17 protein-coding genes are annotated in these 19,911 nt (G+C 63.1%); all 17 read left to right on the top strand.

The annotated features are described in order from the left end of the window. Positions 1-56 precede the first annotated feature (56 nt). On the top strand, positions 57-920 hold the full coding sequence (gene tsf, locus ACZ9C1_RS13115; RefSeq protein ID WP_023629890.1) for a translation elongation factor Ts: 864 nt from the start codon (positions 57-59) through the stop codon (positions 918-920). Between the two features lie 177 nt (positions 921-1,097). Further along, entirely contained in the window at positions 1,098-1,841 is a 744-nt protein-coding gene (gene pyrH, locus ACZ9C1_RS13110; RefSeq protein WP_028690676.1) for a UMP kinase, read from the top strand. After that, the gene (gene frr, locus ACZ9C1_RS13105; RefSeq protein ID WP_046854394.1) at positions 1,838-2,395 is read left to right on the top strand and encodes a ribosome recycling factor; all 558 of its coding nucleotides are present in this window, start codon (positions 1,838-1,840) and stop codon (positions 2,393-2,395) included. Before pyrH ends, frr begins: the two co-directional genes overlap by 4 nt. A gap of 16 nt (positions 2,396-2,411) precedes the next feature. Further along, the gene (gene uppS / locus ACZ9C1_RS13100; RefSeq protein WP_102684051.1) at positions 2,412-3,167 is read left to right on the top strand and encodes a polyprenyl diphosphate synthase; all 756 of its coding nucleotides are present in this window, start codon (positions 2,412-2,414) and stop codon (positions 3,165-3,167) included. Then, on the top strand, positions 3,167-3,982 hold the full coding sequence (locus tag ACZ9C1_RS13095; protein WP_038706689.1) for a phosphatidate cytidylyltransferase: 816 nt from the start codon (positions 3,167-3,169) through the stop codon (positions 3,980-3,982). Before uppS ends, ACZ9C1_RS13095 begins: the two co-directional genes overlap by 1 nt. Next, complete coding sequence (gene ispC / locus ACZ9C1_RS13090; protein ID WP_277501782.1) at positions 3,979-5,169, top strand: 1-deoxy-D-xylulose-5-phosphate reductoisomerase; 1,191 nt, start codon at positions 3,979-3,981, stop codon at positions 5,167-5,169. Before ACZ9C1_RS13095 ends, ispC begins: the two co-directional genes overlap by 4 nt. A gap of 42 nt (positions 5,170-5,211) precedes the next feature. Continuing rightward, entirely contained in the window at positions 5,212-6,564 is a 1,353-nt protein-coding gene (gene rseP, locus ACZ9C1_RS13085; RefSeq protein ID WP_476254050.1) for an RIP metalloprotease RseP, read from the top strand. A gap of 75 nt (positions 6,565-6,639) precedes the next feature. Further along, complete coding sequence (bamA, locus tag ACZ9C1_RS13080; protein WP_102684054.1) at positions 6,640-8,988, top strand: outer membrane protein assembly factor BamA; 2,349 nt, start codon at positions 6,640-6,642, stop codon at positions 8,986-8,988. Positions 8,989-9,032: 44 nt separating this feature from the next. Further along, positions 9,033-9,536, top strand: a complete 504-nt coding sequence (locus ACZ9C1_RS13075; protein ID WP_023629834.1) for an OmpH/Skp family outer membrane protein — start codon at positions 9,033-9,035, stop codon at positions 9,534-9,536. 1 nt (position 9,537) lies between these two features. After that, positions 9,538-10,593 (top strand): UDP-3-O-(3-hydroxymyristoyl)glucosamine N-acyltransferase, encoded by a 1,056-nt coding sequence (gene lpxD, locus ACZ9C1_RS13070; protein WP_476254049.1) that lies wholly within the window; start codon positions 9,538-9,540, stop codon positions 10,591-10,593. 112 nt (positions 10,594-10,705) lie between these two features. After that, complete coding sequence (gene fabZ, locus ACZ9C1_RS13065; protein WP_011535269.1) at positions 10,706-11,146, top strand: 3-hydroxyacyl-ACP dehydratase FabZ; 441 nt, start codon at positions 10,706-10,708, stop codon at positions 11,144-11,146. Beyond that, on the top strand, positions 11,143-11,919 hold the full coding sequence (gene lpxA / locus ACZ9C1_RS13060) for an acyl-ACP--UDP-N-acetylglucosamine O-acyltransferase (RefSeq protein ID WP_102684056.1): 777 nt from the start codon (positions 11,143-11,145) through the stop codon (positions 11,917-11,919). The genes fabZ and lpxA overlap by 4 nt, the downstream gene beginning before the upstream one ends. A 1-nt stretch (position 11,920) precedes the next feature. After that, on the top strand, positions 11,921-13,048 hold the full coding sequence (lpxB, locus tag ACZ9C1_RS13055; protein WP_046854401.1) for a lipid-A-disaccharide synthase: 1,128 nt from the start codon (positions 11,921-11,923) through the stop codon (positions 13,046-13,048). A gap of 1 nt (position 13,049) precedes the next feature. Then, complete coding sequence (gene rnhB, locus ACZ9C1_RS13050; protein ID WP_139669201.1) at positions 13,050-13,673, top strand: ribonuclease HII; 624 nt, start codon at positions 13,050-13,052, stop codon at positions 13,671-13,673. A 183-nt stretch (positions 13,674-13,856) separates the two neighbouring features. Then, positions 13,857-17,381 (top strand): DNA polymerase III subunit alpha, encoded by a 3,525-nt coding sequence (dnaE, locus tag ACZ9C1_RS13045; protein ID WP_110701892.1) that lies wholly within the window; start codon positions 13,857-13,859, stop codon positions 17,379-17,381. 105 nt (positions 17,382-17,486) lie between these two features. After that, positions 17,487-18,434, top strand: a complete 948-nt coding sequence (locus tag ACZ9C1_RS13040) for an acetyl-CoA carboxylase carboxyltransferase subunit alpha (RefSeq protein WP_023628729.1) — start codon at positions 17,487-17,489, stop codon at positions 18,432-18,434. Positions 18,435-18,572: 138 nt separating this feature from the next. After that, positions 18,573-19,868 carry a tRNA lysidine(34) synthetase TilS gene (tilS, locus tag ACZ9C1_RS13035; RefSeq protein WP_476254048.1) on the top strand — a complete coding sequence of 432 codons (1,296 nt, stop codon included), beginning with the start codon at positions 18,573-18,575 and terminating at the stop codon, positions 19,866-19,868. The last annotated feature ends 43 nt before the right edge of the window (positions 19,869-19,911 follow it).

The raw sequence follows: 19,911 nt of genomic DNA, 5'->3' as shown, positions 1-19,911 counted from the left end.
TAACGCCCGTGACGAACGGGTGGAATGGTTGAAAAACTTTCCAAGAGGATTTTGAAATGGCAGCAATTACTGCAGCGCTGGTCAAAGAACTGCGCGAGCGTACCGGCGAAGGCATGATGGATTGCAAGAAGGCCCTGGAAAAGGCCGGCGGCGACATCGAGAAAGCCATTGACGACATGCGTGCCTCGGGCGCCATCAAGGCCGCCAAGAAGGCTGGCAACGTTGCCGCCGAAGGCGCCATCGCCGTCAAGACCGACGGTAAATCCGCCGTCCTGCTGGAAGTGAACTCGCAGACCGACTTCCTGGCCCTGCAAGACGACTTCAAGAACTTCGTCGCCGAAAGCATCGAGCAGGCCTTCGCCGAGAAGCTGACCGACGCCGCTCCGCTGATCGCTTCGCGTGAAGCTGCTCGTGAAGCCCTGGTCGCCAAGTGCGGTGAGAACGTCAACATCCGTCGCCTGGTGCGCGTTGAAGGTGACGTTGTCGGTGCCTACCTGCACGGTAACAAGATCGGTGCAGTTGTTGTCCTGAAAGGCGGTGACGTCGATCTGGCCAAGAACATTGCCATGCACGTTGCCGCTTCGAACCCAGAGTTCCTGGATGCGTCGGAAATCTCTGCCGAGGCCATCGAGCGCGAGAAGAACGTCTTCCTGCAGCTGAACGCTGACAAGATCGCCGGCAAGCCGGAAAACATCGTTGAAAACATGATCAACGGTCGTATCTCCAAGTTCAAAGCCGAAGCCTCGCTGAAAGAGCAAGCCTTCGTGATGGACCCGGAAGTCAAAGTCGGCGCGCTGGCCAAGAAAGCCGGTGCCGAAATCGTTTCCTTCACCTACTTCAAGGTTGGCGAAGGCATCGAGAAGCCGGTTGACGACTTTGCTGCCGAAGTTGCCGCACAGGTAGCTGCCGCCAAGCAGTAAGACGGACTCGTCTGTCGCCCCAAAGAGGCTGCCCGCTCACGCGCGCAGCCTCTTTGTCAAAGCGGGAGTGGTTTACCAGACCGCTGCTCGCTGACGCAGTAGCTGCGTCACGCTAGAGTTACGCGCAGGCTGAAGCAGCCCGCCAGATTTTTACAAACGCCGCAGGAGAGATTCGCAATGGCTCAGCAGGGCAGTGGTCATCAGGCTCGCTATAAACGCATTCTACTCAAACTTAGCGGCGAGGCCCTGATGGGCTCGGAAGAGTTCGGGATCGACCCCAAGGTCCTGGATCGCATGGCGCTGGAAGTCGGCCAGCTGGTCGGCATCGGCGTCCAGGTCGGCCTGGTGATTGGTGGTGGCAACCTGTTCCGTGGCGCGGCGCTCAGCGCAGCCGGCATGGATCGGGTCACTGGCGACCACATGGGCATGCTGGCCACCGTGATGAATGGCCTGGCCATGCGCGATGCGCTGGAGCGGGCGAATATCACCGCGATCGTCATGTCGGCCATCTCCATGGTCGGCGTCACCGATCACTATGATCGCCGCAAGGCCATGCGCCACCTGAACTCGAAAGAAGTCGTGATCTTCGCTGCCGGTACCGGCAACCCGTTCTTCACCACCGACTCCGCCGCTTGCCTGCGCGCCATCGAAATCGATGCCGACGTGGTATTGAAGGCAACCAAGGTCGATGGTGTATACACTGCAGATCCATTCAAGGACCCGCATGCCGAGAAGTTCGATCATCTGTCCTACGATGAAGTGCTGGATCGCAAGCTGGGTGTAATGGACCTGACGGCAATCTGCCTGTGCCGCGATCACAAGATGCCGTTGCGCGTCTTCAACATGAACAAACCCGGCGCCCTGCTGAACATCGTGCATGGCGGCGCGGAAGGAACTCTGATCGAGGAAGTTCAAAAATGATCAACGAAATCAAGAAAGACGCCCAGGCGCGCATGCAAAAGTCCCTGGAGTCGCTGATCCACGCATTTGGCCAGATCCGCACTGGCAAGGCGCACCCGAGCGTCCTGGGTAGCGTGATGGTGCCTTACTATGGCACTGACACCCCGCTGACCAGCGTGGCCAACGTGACCGTGAAAGACAACCAGACCCTGCAAGTGGTGCCTTTCGAGCGCAACATGCTGGGCGCCATCGACAAGGCCATCGGCAGTGCCGGCTTGAACCTCAACCCGACCAACCTGGGTGAGTTGCTGCTGGTCAACATGCCCCCGCTGACCGAAGAAACCCGCAAGGGCTTCACCAAGCAGGCACGTGCCGCAGCCGAAGATGCCCGCGTTGCCGTGCGCAACATTCGTCGTGACGCCATGGGTGACCTGAAGAAGCTGTCCAAGGACAAGGAAATCAGTGAAGACGAAGAGCGTCGTGCCAGTGCCGACATCGACAAGCTGATCAAGGATTTCGAGGCGCAGATCGCCAAGGCCACCGAAGCAAAAGAAAAGGACCTGATGGCCATCTAAGGGTCAGGACGCCTTCATGGAAAAGACCAAGCAGACTGTGCCCTCCGTGGTGCCGCGTCACGTGGCGATCATCATGGATGGGAATAATCGCTGGGCGAAGAAGCGCTTCATGCCCGGCGTTGCCGGGCATAAAGCGGGTGTCGATGCGGTGCGCGCCGTAATTGAAGTGTGCGCCGAGGCCAAGGTCGAGGTGCTCACGCTTTTTGCGTTCTCCAGTGAGAACTGGCAGCGACCGGCGGACGAAGTCAGTGCCCTCATGGACCTGTTCTTCAAGGCGCTGCGCCGAGAGGCCAAGCGCCTGAACGACAATAACATCAGCCTGCGCATCATCGGCGACCGCTCACGCTTCCACCCTGAACTCCAGGCTGCTATGCGCGAGGCTGAGGCTGCGACCGCCGGCAGCAACCGCTTCATCCTGCAGATCGCCGCCAACTACGGTGGCCAGTGGGATATTGCCCAGGCTGCCCAGCGCCTGGCGCGTGAAGTGCAGGCCGGCCATCTGCGGCCGGAGGACATCACGCCGGATCTGCTGCAGACCTGTCTGGTGACGGGTGACCTGCCATTGCCTGACCTGTGCATCCGCACCGGTGGCGAGCACCGCATCAGCAATTTCCTCTTGTGGCAGCTGGCCTACGCCGAGCTGTACTTCTCCGACCTCTATTGGCCGGACTTCAAACACGAGGCCATGCGCAATGCGCTGGCCGATTTCGCTTCGCGCCAGCGCCGCTTCGGTAAGACCAGCGAGCAGGTCGAAGCCGGAGCCCGTGCTTAATGCTTAAACAACGCATCATTACCGCGCTGATCCTGCTGCCGATCGCGGTGGGTGGTTTCTTCCTGCTCAATGGTGGGGATTTCGCCCTCTTCATCGGTTTCGTGGTGACGCTCGGTGCCTGGGAGTGGGCGCGCCTGGCCGGCCTGGTGGCGCAACCGTTGCGCATCGCCTATGCCGCCGTGGTCGCGGGCGGGCTGATGCTGCTCTACCTGATGCCGGATCTCGCGCCCTGGGTGCTGGGCGCTTCGGTGATCTGGTGGGCGCTGGCCACGTGGCTGGTGCTGACCTATCCGCGCAGCGGCGAGCTGTGGAGCAGTGCCGCCTGCCGCCTGCTGATCGGCCTGCTGGTTTTGCTGCCCGCCTGGCAGGGTCTGGTGCTGCTCAAGCACTGGCCGCTGGGCAACTGGCTGATCCTGGCGGTCATGGTGCTGGTCTGGGCGGCCGACATCGGTGCCTATTTCTCCGGTCGTGCCTTCGGCAAGCGCAAGCTGGCGCCACAGGTCAGCCCGGGCAAGAGCTGGGAGGGCGTGTATGGCGGCCTCGCGGTCAGCCTGCTGATCACCCTGGGCGTGGGCATTGCCCGTGACTGGAGTGTCGGCCAGGTGCTGCTGGGCTTGCTGGGCGCCGTGGTGGTGGTGATGTCTTCGGTGGTCGGCGACCTGACCGAAAGCATGTTCAAGCGCCGTGAAGGCATCAAGGACAGCAGCAACCTGCTGCCGGGCCATGGCGGCGTGCTTGATCGCATCGACAGCCTGACCGCGGCGATTCCGATGTTTGCCGTATTATTGTGGGCGGCTGAGTGGGGTGTGATGTGAGTCGCGTGCAACGCATTACCGTGCTGGGGGCCACCGGCTCCATTGGCTTGAGCACGTTGGACGTCATCGCTCGCCATCCTGACCGTTACCAGGTGTTCGCCTTGAGCGGCTATTCGCGCATCGACGAACTGCTGGCCCTGTGCGAGCGCCATCGCCCGGCGTACGCCGTGGTGCCGAGTGCCGAGGCGGCCGTGCGGCTGCGCGCGGGGCTGGCCAGGAGCGGATGTGCCACCGAGGTGCTGGAAGGTGAGGCCGGGCTGTGCCAGGTCGCCTCCGCATCGGAGGTCGATACCGTGATGGCCGCCATCGTCGGTGCTGCCGGCCTGCGTCCAACCCTGGCCGCGGTCGAGGCGGGCAAGAAGGTACTGTTGGCCAACAAGGAAGCCCTGGTGATGTCCGGGGCCCTGTTCATGCAGGCGGTGCAGCGTAGCGGCGCGGTGCTGCTGCCGATCGACAGCGAGCACAACGCGATATTCCAGTGCATGCCCGGCGACTACGCCCGGGGCCTGGGCGCTGTCGGCGTGCGGCGCATCCTGCTGACGGCCTCCGGCGGCCCGTTCCGCGAAACCCCCGCTGAAGCCTTGCTGGATGTCACGCCGGAACAGGCCTGCGCCCACCCGAATTGGTCCATGGGGCGCAAGATCTCGGTCGACTCGGCGAGCATGCTGAACAAAGGCCTGGAGCTGATCGAGGCCTGCTGGCTGTTCGACGCCAAGCCTTCGCAGGTCGAAGTGGTGGTGCACCCGCAGAGCGTTATCCACTCGTTGGTGGACTATGTCGATGGCTCGGTGCTCGCCCAGTTGGGCAACCCCGACATGCGCACGCCGATCTCCAATGCCCTGGCCTGGCCGGAGCGCATCGATTCGGGCGTGGCGCCGCTGGACCTGTTCGCCATCGCCCGTCTGGATTTCCAGGCCCCCGACGAACAGCGCTTCCCATGCCTGCGCCTGGCGCGTCAGGCTGCCGAGGCGGGCAACAGTGCGCCGGCGGTGCTCAATGCCGCCAACGAAGTGGCTGTCGAAGCGTTTCTCCAGCGGCGTATCCGCTTCCCGGAGATCGCGGGTATGATCGAACAAGTGCTCGACCAGGAGCCTGTGGTGGCATTGCCCACGCTCGACGCGGTATTCGCCGCCGACCAGCGTGCCCGGGAGCTGTCCCGGGAATGGTTGCGACGCCACGGCCGCTGAAGCCTGCGGCCGGCTCCGCCGAATGTCATCCGGAGATAGGACATGACTGCGCTCTACATGATTGTCGGCACGCTGATTGCGCTCGGCGTGCTGGTCACCTTCCACGAGTTCGGCCACTTCTGGGTGGCGCGGCGCTGCGGGGTCAAGGTCCTGCGCTTCTCGGTGGGCTTCGGTACGCCGTTGCTGCGCTGGCACGATCGCCAGGGCACCGAGTTCGTCGTTGCCGCGATTCCCCTGGGCGGCTACGTCAAGATGCTCGACGAGCGCGAGGGCGAGGTGCCGCCGGCGCTGGTCGAGCAATCGTTCAACCGTAAATCGGTGCGCCAGCGCATCGCCATCGTGGCGGCCGGCCCGGTCGCCAACTTCCTCCTCGCCATCCTGTTTTTCTGGGTGCTGGCCATGCTCGGCTCGCAGCAGGTGCGCCCGGTCATCGGCGCGGTCGAGGCCGGCAGCCTGGCGGCCAGCGCTGGCCTCGGCGTCGGTCAGGAAATTGTTTCCATTGATGGCAAGCCGACCAACGGCTGGTCGGCGGTCAATCTGCAGCTGGTGCGTCGCCTCGGGGAGAGCGGCACGCTGCGAGTAGGTGTGCTCGATGAAGGGGCAACGGCCGAACGCCAGCTCGACATTACCCTGAACAATTGGCTCAAGAGCGCCGATGAGCCTGATCCGATCCAGTCCCTGGGCCTGCGCCCGTGGCGACCTGCGATGGTTCCGGTGCTGGCGGAGATCGATCCGAAAGGCCCGGCCGCCGCCGCCGGGCTCAAGACCGGTGACAAGCTGCTGGCGCTCGACGGCGTGGCGCTGGGCGACTGGCAGCAGGTGGTCGACGCGGTCCGTGCCCGCCCCGAGCGTACGGTGAACCTGCGCATCGAGCGCGACGGCGCAACCCTCGAAGTACCGGTCACCCTGGCGCGCAAGGGCGAAGGCCAGGCGTCTGGTGGATATCTGGGCGCCGGGGTCAAGGCGAGCGAATGGCCGGCGAAGATGCTTCGCGAGGTCAGTTACGGGCCGCTGGAGGCGGTGGGCGAGGGCTTGTCCCGCACTTGGAACATGAGTGTCCTGACCCTCGAATCGCTGAAGAAAATGCTGTTCGGTGAGCTCTCGGTAAAAAACTTGAGCGGACCGATAACCATTGCTAAAGTGGCGGGCGCTTCAGCCCAGTCGGGCGTTGGGGATTTCCTGAATTTCCTGGCCTACCTGAGCATAAGCCTGGGGGTTCTGAACCTGCTGCCCATCCCGGTACTGGATGGGGGGCATTTGCTGTTCTACCTGATCGAGTGGGCGCGCGGTCGTCCGCTCTCGGATCGGGTGCAAGGTTGGGGGGTCCAGATCGGTATCAGTTTGGTCGTCGGGGTGATGTTGCTCGCCCTGATCAACGATCTGGGTCGACTATAAAAGCTTCGCTCAATCGCGAAACCTGCCGCTTTCTCGCGGCGGGTTGTTTATTGCCAGTTGGAATAAAAGGACTTCATGAAACGTCTGCTGCTAACTGCGGTGCTCTCCGCACTGATGATCGCTGAAGTTCACGCCGAGTCCTTCACCATCTCCGATATTCGTGTCAACGGCCTGCAGCGGGTTTCCGCCGGCAGCGTGTTCGGCGCGTTGCCGCTGAACGTCGGTGACCAGGTCGACGACCGCCGTCTGGTCGAGTCCACCCGCTCGCTGTTCAAGACCGGCTTCTTCCAGGACATCCAGCTGAACCGCGACGGCAATGTCCTGATCATCAACGTGGTCGAGCGCCCTTCGGTGTCGAGCATCGAGATCGAAGGCAACAAGGCGATCAGCACCGAAGACCTGATGAAGGGCCTGAAGCAGTCGGGCCTGGCCGAAGGCGAGATCTTCCAGCGCGCGACGCTCGAAGGCGTGCGTAACGAGCTGCAGCGCCAGTACGTGGCACAGGGCCGCTACTCCGCCGAAGTCGACGCCGAAGTCGTGCCGCAGCCGCGCAACCGCGTCGGCCTGAAGATCAAGATCAACGAAGGCACCGTGGCCGCGATCCAGCACATCAACGTGGTGGGCAACACGGTCTTCGACGACGAGACCCTAGGCCAGCTGTTCGAGCTCAAGACCACCAACTGGCTGTCGTTCTTCAAGAACGACGACAAGTACGCCCGCGAAAAACTGTCCGGTGACCTGGAGCGCCTGCGTTCCTACTACCTGGACCGCGGCTACATCAACATGGACATCGCCTCCACCCAGGTGTCGATCACCCCGGACAAGAAGCACGTCTACATCACCGTCAACATCAACGAGGGCGAGAAGTACACCGTCCGCGACGTGAAGTTGTCCGGTGACCTGAAAGTGCCGGAAGACCAGGTCAAGTCGCTGCTGCTGGTGCAGCCGGGCCAGGTGTTCTCGCGCAAGGTGATGACCACCACCTCTGACCTGATCACCCGTCGCCTGGGTAACGAAGGCTATACCTTCGCCAACGTCAACGGCGTGCCGCAACCGAACGACCAGGATCACACCGTCGACATCATGTTCGTCGTCGATCCGGGCAAGCGTGCCTACGTCAACCGCATCAACTACCGCGGCAACACCAAGACCGAAGACGAAGTGCTGCGCCGCGAAATGCGCCAGATGGAAGGTGGCTGGGCTTCGACCTACCTCATCGACCAATCCAAGACCCGCCTCGAGCGCCTGGGCTTCTTCAAAGAAGTCAACGTCGAGACGCCGCCGGTGCCGGGCACCGACGACCAGGTCGACGTCAACTACAGCGTCGAAGAGCAAGCCTCCGGCTCGATCACCGCCAGTGTCGGTTTCGCCCAGAGCGCGGGCCTGATCCTGGGTGGCTCGATCAGCCAGAACAACTTCCTGGGTACCGGTAACAAGGTCTCCATCGGCCTGACCCGTTCCGAATACCAGACCCGCTACAACTTCGGCTACGTTGATCCCTACTTCACCCCCGATGGTGTGAGCCTGGGTTATAACGCCTTCTACCGCAGCACCGACTACGACGACCTCGACGTCGACGTGGCCAGCTATGCGGTGGACAGCCTGGGTGCCGGCGTCAGCCTTGGCTACCCGATCAGCGAGACTTCGCGCCTGACCTACGGCCTGACCGTGCAGCAGGACAAGCTGAAGACCGGCCGCTACACCGTCGATGAGATCTTCAAGTTCATCCAGGACGAAGGCGACAACTTCCTCAACTTCAAGGCGTCGATCGGCTGGTCCGAGTCGACCCTTAACAAGGGCGTGCTGGCCACCCGTGGTCACTCGCAGAGCCTGACCCTCGAGACCACCGTGCCGGGCAGCGACCTGTCGTTCTACAAGCTCGACTACCGTGGTCAGCTGTTCAAGCCGATCAACAACGACTACACCCTGCGCCTGCACACCGAGCTGGGCTACGGTGACGGTTTTGGCGGCACTTCGGGGCTGCCGTTCTACGAGAACTACTACGCGGGCGGCTTCAACTCCGTGCGCGGCTTCAAGGACAGCACCCTGGGCCCACGCAGTACGCCTAGTAGCGGCAAGAACCCGGGCACCATCGCCGACCCGGACCAGGATCCGCTGCCGTTCGGTGGCAACGTCCTCGTCCAGGGCGGTGTGGAGCTGCTGTTCCCGCTGCCGTTCGTCAAGGACCAGCGTTCGTTGCGTACTTCCGTGTTCTGGGACGTGGGTAACGTGTTCGACACCAACTGCGGCTCCAAGCCGGACTGCACCAAGGTCGGTTTCTCGGACATGGCCAGTTCCGTCGGTCTGGGCGTAACCTGGATCACCGCGCTGGGCCCGCTGAGCTTCAGCCTGGCGATGCCGATCAAGAAGCCGGACGACGCCGACACGCAAGTGTTCCAATTCTCTCTGGGCCAGACCTTCTGAGGTCGGCCCTTGCATAACGACAACGGATTATCCAGGAGTGCATCGTGCGTAAGTTGACTCAACTGGCCCTCGTGGCCGCGGCGCTGGTCGCCACCCCGGCTTTCGCCGAAATGAAGGTTGCCGTGCTGAACTATCAGATGGCCCTGCTGGAATCCGACGCGGCCAAGAAATACGCCGTTGACGCCGAGAAGAAGTTCGGCCCGCAACTGACCAAGCTCAAGGGCCTGGAAAGCAGCGCCAAGGGCATCCAGGATCGTCTGATCAAGGGCGGCGACAAGATGCCTCAGCCAGAGCGCGAGCGCCTCGAGCTCGAGTTCAAGCAAAAGGCCCGCGACTTCCAGTTCCAGTCCAAGGAACTCAACGAAGCCAAGGCCGTGGCGGATCGCGACATGCTCAAGCAGCTCAAGCCCAAGCTTGATGGCGCCGTCGAGGAAGTGATCAAGAAGGGCGGCTTCGACCTGGTGCTCGAGCGTGGCGCGGTCATCGATGTCAAGCCGCAGTACGACATCACCCGCCAGGTCATCGAGCGCATGAACCAAGCCCGTTGATATGACCGTAACCATGACACTCGGCCAGCTGGCCGAAGCCCTCGGCGCCGAGCTCAAAGGCCCCGAGGCGCTGGAAATCACCGGGTTGGCCACCTTGCAGGAGGCCATTTCCGGGCAGCTGAGTTTCCTCGCCAACAAGCAGTACCGCAAGTTTCTGGACGATTCCACGGCCAGCGCGGTATTGCTCAAGGCCGAGGACGCCGAAGGTTTCGCCGGCAATGCCTTGATCGTGGCCGACCCGTATTTGGCTTACGCGCGCATCTCGCACCTGTTCGATCCGAAGCCCAAGGCTGTGGCGGGAATTCATCCCAGCGCCGTGGTTGCCGAGGATGCCCAGGTGGATGCCAGCGCCAGCATCGGTCCGTTCGCGGTGGTCGAAAGCGGCGCGCGAATCGACGCCAACGTGACGGTCGGCGCGCACTGTTTCATCGGTGCCCGTTGCGTCATCGGTGAGGGTGGCTGGTTGGCACCCCGTGTCACGCTGTATCACGACGTGACCATTGGCAAGCGCGTGGTCATCCAGTCCGGCGCGGTGATCGGTGGCGAGGGCTTTGGCTTTGCCAACGAGAAAGGCATCTGGCGCAAGATCGCGCAGATCGGCGGCGTCACCCTGGGCGACGATGTCGAGATTGGCGTGAACACCGCGGTGGACCGCGGCGCCCTGTCGGACACGCGCATCGGTGATGGCGTCAAGCTCGACAACCAGATCCAGATCGCCCATAACGTGCAGGTCGGTGACCACACGGCGATGGCGGCCTGCGTCGGTATCTCGGGCAGCACCCGTATCGGCAAGCACTGCATGATTGCCGGTGGTGTCGGGATGGTCGGTCACATCGACGTCTGCGACAATGTTTTCGTCTCCGGCATGACCATGGTGACCCGTTCGATTACCGAACCGGGTGGCTACTCTTCCGGAACTGCCATGCAACCTTTGGCCGAATGGCGCAAGAGCGCCGCTCGCATTCGCCAGCTGGACGAGATGTCCAAGCGTCTCCAGCAGCTGGAAAAGCGTGTCGACACCGTGACCTCAGGTGGCCAGCCGACATCAGAAGGCTGATACCATTTACTGAGCGAGCGTTACAGTCGCTAGCTGGCTCCTCTTTGGATCTGCAAAAGGAGCGTGTGGTCAGCACCTGCGCTCCCTATTCTTATACAGGCTTCCCCCCGAAATGATGGACATCAACGAGATTCGCGAATACCTGCCTCACCGTTACCCGTTCCTGCTGGTGGACCGGGTGACGGAGCTGGACTTCGAGGCCCAAAGCATTCGTGCCTACAAGAATGTCAGCATCAACGAGCCGTTCTTCAATGGCCACTTCCCGGCGCATCCGATCATGCCGGGCGTGCTGATCATCGAGGCGATGGCCCAGGCGGCCGGAATTCTCGGATTCAAGATGCTCGACGCCAAACCGGCTGACGGCACGCTTTACTACTTTGTCGGCTCCGACAAGCTGCGTTTCCGCCAACCGGTACTGCCGGGCGACCAACTGGTCCTGGAAGCGAAGTTCCTCAGCCGCAAGAGCATGATCTGGAAGTTCGAATGCCGTGCCCTGGTGGACGGCAAGCCAGTCTGCTCGGCCGAGATCACCTGTGCGGAACGCTCCCTATGAGTTCGATTGATCCACGGGCGATCATCGACCCCTCGGCCAAGCTGGCCGAGGGCGTCGAGGTTGGCCCCTGGTCGATCGTAGGTCCCGATGTGGAAATCGGGGAGGGCACCGTCATTGGCCCGCACGTCGTGCTTAAAGGGCCGACTCGTATTGGCAAGCACAACCGCATCTACCAGTTCTCCTCGATCGGTGAAGACACCCCTGACCTGAAGTACAAGGGTGAGCCGACGCGCCTGGTGATCGGTGACCACAATGTGATCCGCGAGGGTGTCACCATCCATCGCGGCACCGTGCAGGACCGTTCGGAAACGACGCTGGGCGATCACAACCTGATCATGGCCTATGCCCACATCGGCCATGACAGCGTCATCGGCAACCACTGCATCCTGGTCAACAACACCGCGTTGGCCGGGCACGTGCACGTGGGCGACTGGGCGATCCTGTCGGGCTACACACTGGTGCACCAGTACTGCCATATCGGCGCTCATGCCTTTTCCGGCATGGGTACCGCGATCGGCAAGGACGTGCCGGCTTATGTGACGGTGTTCGGCAGCCCGGCCGAGGCGCGCAGCATGAACTTCGAAGGCCTGCGCCGTCGTGGTTTCAGCGACGAGGTGCTGCATGCACTGCGCCGCGCCTACAAGGTTGTCTATCGCCAGGGCCTGACCGTCGAAGAAGCGCTCAAGGAGCTGGACGAGCTGGTGAGCCAGTTCCCGGAAGTCGACCTGTTCCGTCAATCGATCGCCAACTCCGCCCGCGGCATCACGCGCTGACATGGCCCAACTTTGCGTGGCGCTGGTCGCGGGCGAGGCCAGCGGCGACATCCTCGGTTCCGGCTTGATGCGTGCCATCAAGGCGCGTCACCCCGATGTGCGGTTCATCGGCGTCGGCGGGCCATTGATGGAGGCCGAAGGCATGACCTCCTACTTCCCGATGGAACGCCTGGCCGTCATGGGCCTGGTCGAGGTGCTTGGGCGTCTGCGCGAGCTGCTCAAGCGGCGCAAGCTGTTGATCGAGACACTGATCGGTGAAAAGCCTGACGTGTTCATCGGTATCGATGCACCTGATTTCACCCTGAATATCGAACTCAAGCTGCGCCAGGCCGGGATCAAGACAGTGCACTATGTCAGCCCGTCGGTCTGGGCCTGGCGGCAGAAACGTGTGCTGAAGATCCGCGAGGGGTGCGACCTGATGCTCACCCTGCTGCCGTTCGAGGCGCGCTTCTATGAAGAGCAGGGTGTGCCGGTGCGCTTCGTCGGCCACCCGTTGGCGGACACCATTCCCCTCGAGGCTGACCGTGGCGCGGCGCGTGCCGAGCTGGGCCTGGGTGATGGCCCGGTGATCGCCCTGATGCCCGGCAGTCGCGGCGGCGAAGTGGGGCGCCTGGGCGCCTTGTTCCTTGATGCGGCCCAGCGCCTGCGCGAGCTGGTGCCTGGCGCACGTTTCGTGCTGCCGTGCGCCAATGCCGCGCGCCGCGCCCAGGTCGAGCAGATGCTCGAAGGGCGCGAGCTGCCGCTGACCTTGCTCGACGGCCAGTCGCACAAGGCTCTGGCGGCGTGCGACGCGGTGCTGATCGCCTCGGGTACCGCCACCCTGGAAGCGATGCTGTACAAGCGACCGATGGTGGTGGCCTATCGCCTGGCACCGTTGACGTACTGGATCCTCAAACGCATGGTCAAGAGCCCCTACGTGTCGTTGCCCAACTTGCTTGCCCAGCGGCTGTTGGTACCCGAGCTGCTGCAGGACGCCGCCACCAGCGAGGCCTTGGCGCAAACCCTGGCACCGCTGGTCAAGGATGGCGCGCAGCAGACCGACAGCTTCGACCAGATTCACCGCACCCTGCGCCGCGACGCCTCCAACCAGGCGGCCGACGCGGTGCTTGCCTTGTTGAAGGACCGCTGACATGCAGATTGGACTGGATTTCAACCTGGTCGAGGAACTGGTGGCAGGTGTAGACGAAGTGGGGCGGGGTCCGCTGTGCGGCGCGGTGGTAACCGCAGCGGTTATTCTCGACCCGCGCCGGCCGATCCTCGGTCTGAACGACTCGAAGAAACTCACCGAGGCCAAGCGCGATGCGCTGTTCGACGAGATCTGCGAAAAGGCGCTGAGTTTCTGCATCGCTCGCGCCGAGGTCGAGGAAATCGACCGACTGAACATCCTCCATGCGACCATGCTGGCGATGCAGCGTGCGGTCGAAGGGCTGCACGTCACGCCGAAACTGGCGCTGATCGATGGTAACCGCTGTCCGAAGCTTTCGGTACCGGCGGCTCCGGTGGTCAAGGGTGATTCGCAGGTGCCGGCAATCGCCGCCGCCTCGATTCTGGCCAAGGTCACCCGTGACCGCGAGATGAGCGCGTTCGAGCTGATCTACCCGGGTTATGGGATCGGCGGGCACAAGGGGTATCCGACTCCAGTGCACCTTGAGGCCCTGGCCCGTCTAGGGCCGACGCCCATTCATCGGCGTTCGTTCGCACCTGTTCGAGCTGCCTGGGAAGCTCGTGAGGGTGTTTCCACCTTTCTGATCTGATTATCGCCATGCATCGCGGGGCAAGCCCGCTCCCACGCAGCCGATTCCATTGCAGGCTTGGCGTGGGAGCGGGCTTGCCCCGCGATGCATTCTGCAATCAACCGCTGACCTGCAGGCGAGGCAAGCGCAGAGCAATACGCTACAATCCCGCCCTTGTCGTTCAGCACTGCTACAGGATCCTCCATGTCGGTCTCCTTCGTTCACCTTCGCGTGCACTCCGAATTCTCCCTGGTCGACGGCCTGGTGCGGATCAAGCCGCTGGCCAAGGCCCTGGCCGGGATGAACATGCCGGCGGTGGCGATCACCGACCAGAGCAACATGTGCTCGCTGGTGAAGTTCTACAAGACCGCCATGGGCGCCGGCATCAAGCCGATCTGCGGCGCCGACCTGTGGCTGGCAGGGGTTGACCCGGAGGCGCCACTGTCGCGCATCTGTTTCCTGGCCATGAACCCCAAGGGTTACCGCAATCTCACCGAGCTGATCTCGCGCGGTTGGACCGATGGCCAGCGCAATGGGCTGGTGATCATCCAGCGCGACTGGATCGCCCCGGCCAGCGAGGGGCTGATTGCCCTGTCCGCGGGCAAGGAAGGCGACATCGGCATGGCGCTGATGGCCAATCGTCAGGACGAAGCCCAGGTACTGCTCGCCGACTGGATGAGCATGTTCCCCGAGCGCTTCTACGTCGAGGTGCAGCGTACCAACCGCGCTGGTGACGAGGAATACGTGCACGCTGCCGTGGCCTTGGCCGACAAGCTCGGCGCGCCGCTGGTGGCGACCAACGACGTGCGCTTCGTCAAGCAGTCGGACTTCGACGCCCACGAGACCCGGGTGTGCATCGGCGAGGGTTGGACCCTGGACGACCCGCGCCGCCCGCGTGGCTACAGTGACCAGCAGTACCTAAAGTCCGCCGAAGAGATGACTGAGCTGTTCAGTGACCTGCCGGACGCCATTGCCAACACCGTGGAGATCGCCAAGCGCTGCAACATCACCGTGCAGCTGGGCAAGTACTTCCTCCCCGACTTCCCGACGCCCAACGGCATGGGCATCGACGACTACCTGCGGCATGTCTCCCACGAAGGCCTGGAAGAGCGCCTGGCGGTGCTCTGGCCGAAGGAGACCACGCCCAACTACGAAGAGAAGCGCCAGGTCTACCTGGACCGCCTGAAGTTCGAGCTGGACATCATCATCCAGATGGGCTTCCCCGGTTACTTCCTGATCGTTATGGACTTCATCAAGTGGGCGAAGAACAACGATGTGCCGGTCGGCCCGGGCCGGGGTTCGGGTGCCGGTTCCTTGGTGGCCTACGTGCTGAAGATCACCGACCTTGATCCGTTGGCCTATGACCTGCTGTTCGAGCGCTTCCTCAACCCTGAACGTATTTCCATGCCCGACTTCGACGTCGACTTCTGCATGGATGGCCGCGACCGGGTGATCGACTACGTGGCCGAGGCATACGGGCGCAACGCGGTGAGCCAGATCATCACCTTCGGCACCATGGCCGCCAAGGCGGTGGTGCGTGACGTGGCGCGGGTGCAGGGCAAGTCCTACGGCCTGGCCGACCGCCTGTCGAAGATGATCCCGTTCGAAGTGGGCATGACCCTGGAGAAGGCCTACGAGCAGGAAGAGATCCTGCGCGACTTCCTCAAGGGCGACGAGGATGCCCGCGAAATCTGGGACATGGCCCTCAAGCTCGAAGGTGTCACCCGCGGTACCGGCAAGCACGCCGGTGGCGTGGTGATCGCCCCGACCAAGCTTACCGACTTTTCGCCGATCGCCTGTGATGAAGAAGGCGGCGGCCTGGTGACCCAGTTCGACAAGGACGACGTCGAGGCCGCGGGCCTGGTGAAGTTCGACTTCCTCGGCCTGCGTACGCTGACGATCATCAAGTGGGCGATGGAAATCATCAACCGCGAGCAGGCCAAGAAGAACCTGCCCGACGTCAACATCGATTTCATTCCGCTGGACGACCGCAAGACCTACGAGTTGCTGCAGAAGGCTGAAACCACCGCAGTGTTCCAGCTCGAATCGCGCGGCATGAAAGAGCTGATCAAGAAGCTCAAGCCTGACTGCCTGGAAGACCTTATCGCACTGGTGGCGCTGTTCCGCCCCGGTCCGCTGCAGTCGGGCATGGTGGACGACTTCATCAACCGCAAACACGGCCGCGCCGAGTTGGCCTACCCGCATGCGGACTACCAGTACGAAGGCCTCAAGCCCGTTCTTGCGCCGACCTACGGCATCATCCTGTACCAGGAACAGGTGATGCAGATCGCCCAGGTGATGGCCGGCTATACCCTCGGCGGCGCCGACATGCTGCGCCGGGCCATGGGTAAGAAAAAGCCCGAGGAAATGGCCAAGCAGCGTGGCGGTTTCATCGAAGGCTGCGTGGCCAACAACATTGATGCGGATCTGGCCGGTAACATCTTCGATCTGGTAGAGAAATTCGCCGGTTACGGGTTCAACAAATCTCACTCTGCGGCCTATGGCCTGGTCTCTTACCAGACAGCGTGGTTGAAGACCCACTACCCGGCGCCGTTCATGGCCGCGGTCCTGTCGGCGGATATGCACAACACCGACAAGGTCGTGGTGCTGGTCGAGGAAGTACGCAGCATGAAGCTGCGCCTCGACGCGCCGGACGTGAACTTCTCCGACTTCAAGTTCACCGTCAACAACGATGGCCGCATCGTCTATGGCCTGGGGGCGATCAAGGGCGTGGGCGAAGGCCCGGTGGAGGCGATCGTCGAGGCGCGCGCACAGGGTGGTCCGTTCAAGGACCTGTTCGACTTCTGTGAGCGCATCGACCTCAAGCGCGTCAACAAGCGTACCCTCGATGCGTTGATCCGCAGTGGCGCACTGGATCGTCTCGGCCCGCACTTCCATGACGAGATCAAGGCCTACCAGGCCAACATCGACATCAACCGCGCGACCCTGCTCTCGGCGCTGGGTGAGGCCGTCAAGGCTGCCGAACAGGCGGCCCATACCGCCGACAGTGGCCATGTCGACCTGTTCGGCGGCATGTTCGACGAGGCGGATGTCGACGTCTACGCCAACCACCGCAAGGTGCGGGAGTTGACGCTCAAAGAGCGCCTGAAAGGCGAAAAGGACACGCTCGGCCTGTACCTCACCGGGCATCCGATTGATGAGTACGAGACCGAGATCCGTCGTTTCGCCCGCCAGCGCATTGTCGATCTGAAGCCCGCGCGGGATACCCAGACCATCGCCGGGATGATCATTGCCCTGCGCGTGATGAAGAACAAGAAGGGCGACAAGATGGGCTTCGTCACCCTCGACGACCGTTCCGGGCGCATCGAGGCCTCGTTGTTCGCCGATGCCTTCATGGGCGCCCAGGCCTTGCTGCAGACCGACGCCATGGTGGTGGTGGAGGGGGAGGTCAGTAACGACGATTTCTCCGGTGGCCTGCGCCTGCGGGTCAAGACGGTGATGACCATGGAGGATGCCCGTACCAAGCTGGCCGAAAGCCTGCGCCTGAAGGTCGCCCACGACGCGCTCAAGGGTGACCGCCTGAACTGGCTGGGCGAGCTGATCACCCGTCACCGTGGTGGCTGCCCGATCACCCTGGAGTACACCGGCAGCGACGCCAAGGCCATGCTGCAATTCGGCGACCAGTGGTCCATCGACCCGGCTGACGGCCTGATTCAGGCACTGCGTGACCAGTTCGGACGTGAGAACGTCTTCCTGCAATACCGTTGAAACGACGAATTTTAATCTCGACCTATATGCGCCTGATCCCTTAAGGTAGGGCGCCAAACGGATCAACCGGCCGGCCGCCTGGCCGTAGACCCAAGACGGAAGCCTATGAACCCGAATTTCCTCGATTTCGAACAGCCGATTGCCGACCTGCAAGCCAAGATCGAAGAGCTGCGCCTGGTGGGTAACGACAACTCGCTGAACATCAGCGATGAAATTGCCCGTCTGCAGGACAAGAGCAGCACCCTGACCGAGAGCATCTTCGGCAACCTGACCAGCTGGCAGATCGCCCGTCTGGCCCGTCACCCGCGCCGCCCCTACACCCTCGACTATATCGACCACCTCTTCACCGAGTTCGAAGAGCTGCACGGCGACCGTCACTTCTCCGACGATGCCGCCATCGTCGGTGGCACCGCGCGCCTGGACGACAAGCCGGTCATGGTCATCGGCCACCAGAAGGGCCGCGAGGTGCGTGAGAAGGTGCGCCGCAACTTCGGCATGCCGCGTCCCGAAGGCTATCGCAAGGCCTGTCGCCTGATGGAAATGGCCGAGCGTTTCAAGATGCCGATCCTGACCTTCATCGACACCCCAGGTGCCTATCCGGGCATCGACGCAGAAGAGCGCAACCAGAGCGAGGCCATCGCCTGGAACCTGCGCGTCATGGCGCGTCTGAAGACGCCGATCATCGCCACCGTGATCGGTGAGGGTGGTTCCGGCGGCGCACTGGCCATCGGCGTGTGCGACCAGCTGAACATGTTGCAGTACTCCACCTACTCGGTGATCTCGCCGGAAGGCTGCGCCTCGATCCTGTGGAAGACCGCCGACAAGGCCGCCGACGCCGCCGAGGCCATGGGCATCACCGCCGAGCGCCTGAAGAGCCTGAACATCGTCGACAAGGTCATCCAGGAGCCGCTGGGCGGCGCCCACCGTGATCCGGCCAAGATGTCCGCGAGCATCCGCGCCGACCTGATCGAACAGCTGGACATGCTCGGCAAGCTCGACAACGACGCGCTGCTCAAGCGCCGTTACGACCGCCTGATGAGCTACGGTCTCTGATGGATTACAGGGGCCGCTTTGCGGCCCTTTCGCCGGCAAGCCGGCTCCCACAGGGGAATGCATACTTCTGTGGGAGCCGGCTTGCCGGCGAAAGGGGCGTGAAACGCCCCCCGCGATCTCCATGACGGTGAGGTCCAGGTGATCAACCTCACCCGCCAGTTTGCCCGTTGGCTCGATGCCCCCGCCTGGCACGTCGCCTTCTCCGGCGGCCTCGACTCCACCGTCCTCCTGCACCTGCTGGCCGATTACGCCCGTAATCACCCCGCGCCTCCCCTGCGTGCCGTCCATGTGCATCATGGTCTGCAAGCTGCCGCCGATGCATGGCCCGCCCACTGCAAGACCGTCTGTGATGCCCTGGGCATCGAACTCGACGTTGTTCACGTTCAGGTAGCCCCGGGTGCCAGTCTTGAGCAGGCTGCCCGCGATGCCCGTTACACCGCGTTCGAAAAGCAGCTTGCCCCAGGCGAAGTGCTGTTCACCGGCCAGCACCGTGACGATCAGGCCGAAACCTTGCTGTTTCGTCTGCTGCGCGGCGCCGGCTTGCGTGGTCTGTCGGCCATGCCCGAGGCGCGCTCGTTGGGGCAGGGCAGGCTCGTGCGCCCGCTGCTGAAGGTTTCGCGTGAGCGCTTGCACGCTTATGCCCAGAGCAGGGGGCTGGTGTGGGTTGACGATCCCTCAAATACCGACACCACCTTCGCCCGCAACTTCCTGCGCGCAGAGGTCTTCCCGCTGCTGCGCGGTCGCTGGCCCCAGGCTGAGGGCAACCTGGCGCGCAGCGCCGAGCACCTGGGCGAGGCCCTCGGGCTGCTTGACGAGCTGGCCGCCACTGACCTGGCTCCGGCGTGCGACAATGCGCCGCTGCCCTGGCTCGGTCTTGCCTCCCTCGACCTCGCCGTACTCGAGGCGCTGTCACCGGCGCGCCAGCGCAATGCCCTGCAATGCTGGCTCGGTCGCCGCACCCGCCTGCCTGACAGTCGCCACTGGGCCGGTTGGGATGACCTGCGTGGCGCGGCAGGCGATGCCTGCCCGATCTGGCGCCTGACCGACGGTCAGTTGCAGCGCAGCCACGGGCGCATCTGGTGGCTGGACGGGCAATGGCTCCAAGCTCCGACGGGTGAATGGGCGTGGCCGAACCCGTCCACGCCCCTGACGCTGCCGGGCAACGGCCAGGTGTGGCTGGAAGGCTGCATGGACAACACAGGCCTGCGCATCGCCTACCGTCAAGGCGGCGAAATGCTGGAGGTCAGTGGCCGTGGCCGGCGTGACCTCAAGCGTCTGCTCAACGAGCTGCAGGTCCCGCACTTCGTGCGCTCGCGCCTGCCACTGCTGTACCGGGGCGAGCAATTGCTGGCGGTGGCCAATCTGCCCGGACTCGCTCAGGCCGAATGTCAACTGCACTGGCAACCGCCGACGAACGTGCAAGGTTTGAGCTGAAGGGTACATTCCGGTAGACTACCCTCCCTTCTTGATACAACTT

The organism is Pseudomonas sp. TE21435 (genome assembly GCF_056279265.1).
This window is presented reverse-complemented; position numbering and strand designations above follow the sequence as displayed.